The sequence below is a fragment of the Phyllobacterium sp. P5_D12 genome (assembly GCF_054049495.1).
The window spans coordinates 1-2,819 of the sequence record NZ_JBFUMG010000565.1 but is presented as its reverse complement, the minus strand read 5'-3'; the positions used below and the strand labels follow the sequence as shown (position 1 = coordinate 2,819).

General features: G+C 55.5%; 4 protein-coding genes. 1 reads left to right on the top strand and 3 read right to left on the bottom strand.

The genetic code is table 11. The annotated features are described in order from the left end of the window. Window positions 1-213 precede the first annotated feature (213 nt). From mazG to ACXJ5O_RS23545, 3 genes are all read right to left on the bottom strand, one after another. Window positions 214-1,035: a nucleoside triphosphate pyrophosphohydrolase gene (gene mazG, locus ACXJ5O_RS23555; RefSeq protein ID WP_457302022.1), complete on the bottom strand. Its 822-nt coding sequence runs from the start codon at window positions 1,033-1,035 to the stop codon at window positions 214-216. Between the two features lie 92 nt (window positions 1,036-1,127). Continuing rightward, window positions 1,128-1,436, bottom strand: a complete 309-nt coding sequence (locus ACXJ5O_RS23550) for a hypothetical protein (protein WP_457302021.1) — start codon at window positions 1,434-1,436, stop codon at window positions 1,128-1,130. A gap of 53 nt (window positions 1,437-1,489) precedes the next feature. After that, on the bottom strand, window positions 1,490-2,011 hold the full coding sequence (locus ACXJ5O_RS23545) for a SixA phosphatase family protein (protein WP_457302020.1): 522 nt from the start codon (window positions 2,009-2,011) through the stop codon (window positions 1,490-1,492). A gap of 156 nt (window positions 2,012-2,167) precedes the next feature. On the opposite strand from ACXJ5O_RS23545, the gene ACXJ5O_RS23540 reads away from it, so the two are divergent. Beyond that, window positions 2,168-2,819, top strand: a 652-nt coding sequence (locus ACXJ5O_RS23540) for a CYTH domain-containing protein (RefSeq protein WP_457302019.1), incomplete at its 3' end; no start/stop codon positions are given.

Genomic DNA, 2,819 nt, shown 5'->3' with positions numbered 1-2,819 from the left:
GCAAGTAACGTGCCAAGTGAAAATACAGGGCCTGAATTTTGCTTCGATCGAGCCGATAGCCAAATTTAAGCCACGACGGGCCATCTGGCTGCGTTAAATTCACGCTAACCGGCCAAAATCACCAAGCCACAGTTGTGATGGGGTGTAGCGAATGCCCAATGTTTATTCGGCATTTCGAAAATGCCTAACAATGAAGCATGAAAAGTGGGCGCGTTACTTCGCCGTCTTGGCCTGCTGCCACAGCGCTTCCATCTCTTCGAGCGTTGCCGCGTCGAGACATTGTTGCTGTTCGGCCAATTTGCGTTCGATGTAATGAAAGCGTTTGCGGAACTTCTCATTCGTTCCGCGCAGGGCGCTTTCGGGCTCCAGCTTCAGGTGGCGGCCGAGATTGACGAGGGCAAAGAGCAGGTCGCCATATTCTTCTTCGGTATCCTGCCTGCTGCCGCTGGCAATCGCTTCCTTCAACTCGCCGATTTCCTCCTCGATCTTCTCGAGGATCGGCGCAGCTTCTGACCAGTCGAAGCCGACTTTCGCGGCTTTCTGCTGCAGTTTCAAAGCCCGCATCAGCGCGGGGAAGCCATGGGGAATATCGTCGAGAAAACCATCGGCTTCGGCCAGACCTGGATTAAGCGCGGCACGGCGTTCACGGCGCTCGGCTTTCTCCTCGGCTTTGATCTTGTCCCACATGCCTTTGGCCATACCGGCGCCGCGGGCGGCTTCTTCGCCGAAAACGTGCGGATGACGGCGGATCATCTTATGGGTGATGGCCTGAATGACATCGCCAAAATCGAACGCCTTGAGCTCCTCGGCCATGCGAGCGTGGAAGACGACCTGCAGCAGGAGGTCGCCGAGTTCCTCGCGCAGATCGTCAATGTCATTGCGCTCAATCGCGTCGATGACTTCAAATGCCTCCTCAAGCGTGTAGGGTGCGATGGATTTGAAATCCTGCTCCAGATCCCAGGGGCAGCCCGTCACCGGCGTGCGCAAGGCAGCCATAATGTCGAGCAAGCGGGTTATGTCGCGTGATGGTTTCATGAGCGTAGAATAGGCCAAATCATTGGCGGCGAATATGACGAAGCGCTGCCGTTAATTGCTTGTCCACAACGTGCACGCCAGTGGGTAGGGCTCTACAATGATCTTGGCGGAACATAGAGGCAGATCGATCGCCTTGCCTTGGGATCGGCGCCGACAGTACAGCGATGAAAAAACTGATCCTTTGATGGTTTGATGCGGCTATCGCCGTAGGCGATCAGTTCCCCGGTAACGATAACACGGTAGCCATTTGGTGTTTCCAGGATGGCGCCATCCTTTTCCTGCCAACAGTCGGTCATGCTGCAACATTCAGCACCATAGGCCCAGCCAAGCGGGGCGTCGTGAGCGAACGCAGGAGCTGCAAAGAGCAGGGTAACGAGTAGCACCTTGCGTATGGCTGACACCCTCCCGCTCTTGTAGCTTAACGGATTCACGCCGCCCGTAGCGATGACACATACTACACCAATCCGGATAAACCGCTGCTGATCGACTTCGGCGTCACAAACCGTTCGAGTTGGCCGGTGCCTTCCGATATGACGTTCCACTTGTTGGCACCGAAGTCGATCACAACAAGCGCCGCTGTCGGGTATTTTTGTTGCAATCGAGATAGATTTTGCTGGCTTCCAGATCCGATCAGTTTGAGAGCAAGCTCATGGAGACCGGGATTATGTCCGACGAGCAGTAACGCCTTAACGTCAGGTCTCGTTTCGTGGATGACGTCAAGGATCCCCTTGGCGGAGGCATCGTAGAGGCGCGCCTCGTCGATCTGCATAATATCCTTCGGAAAAACAGCTCGGATAAGTTCCCATGTTTCCATGGTGCGTCGGGCGGTTGATATCATGGCAATGTCGGGTAGAAGACCTTGCTCCACCATGTAGGCGCCCATCAGCGGGCAGTCCCGACGGCCACGTTCGGCAAGCGGGCGCGCGTGATCGTCAACGTTGTCGGGCCTGTCCGACTTGGCATGACGAAGAAGCATTAGCCTGCGCATTGTCAGTCTTACCGTACTGGTTGAGATTGCGACTATCGACCCAAACAGGAAAGGCTGGACGCATCTACCAATTTGGGTCCTACAGGATAATATAGGATTGAGTTGGGAAGGAAATAACAAAGGCGTTTTACAAGGATGATCGCGGTGGATCGTGGTAAGGAGAAGCGAGCGAGCATCAAGGATGTCGATGTTGTTTCTCCACGGGCTCCGGTCGAAGTTGAACTGAAGCTGCGTGCCTCTCCAGGTTCGCTCGACCGGATTCGAACATCCCCTGTTATGCTGYAAGATTCCCGGAACAAGGGTACGATACGCCGGTTGGAAACAACGTATTACGATACGGCTGACCATAAGTTGTTTGGCGCCGGCATTTCCCTGCGGGTTCGGCGCAGCGGCAAGTACCTGGTGCAAACCATCAAGCGAGTGTCCGTCGATGATCCACTGACACGCCAGGAATGGGAAGCGCCGGTCCAGACACTGGCCCCCGATCTCGGTGCGCTGCCAGTGTCGGAAATCGATGAGATTTTCGATAAAATCGCTGTCGATCAACTCGTGCCGATCTTTGTAACCAAGGTCCGCCGGCATCGGGTTACTGTCGATGTGTCTGAGGGGCAGATCGAGGTTGCGTTCGACGATGGCGTGGTAGAGGCCGGACCGCAACGGAAACCGCTATGCGAGGTCGAACTTGAATTGAAACAGGGCAGGGCAGCAGCGCTCTACCAACTCGGCCTCGGCTTGATGGATATTTCGCCGCTGCGCCTTGAAACCCAGAGCAAGTCCGCGCGTGGCTATGCACTCG

Coding starts and splice junctions, on each gene's coding strand:
- mazG (WP_457302022.1), bottom strand. CDS start 1,035: ATGAAACCATCACGCGACATAACCCGCTTGCTCGACATTATGGCTGCC.
- ACXJ5O_RS23545 (WP_457302020.1), bottom strand. CDS start 2,011: ATGCTTCTTCGTCATGCCAAGTCGGACAGGCCCGACAACGTTGACGAT.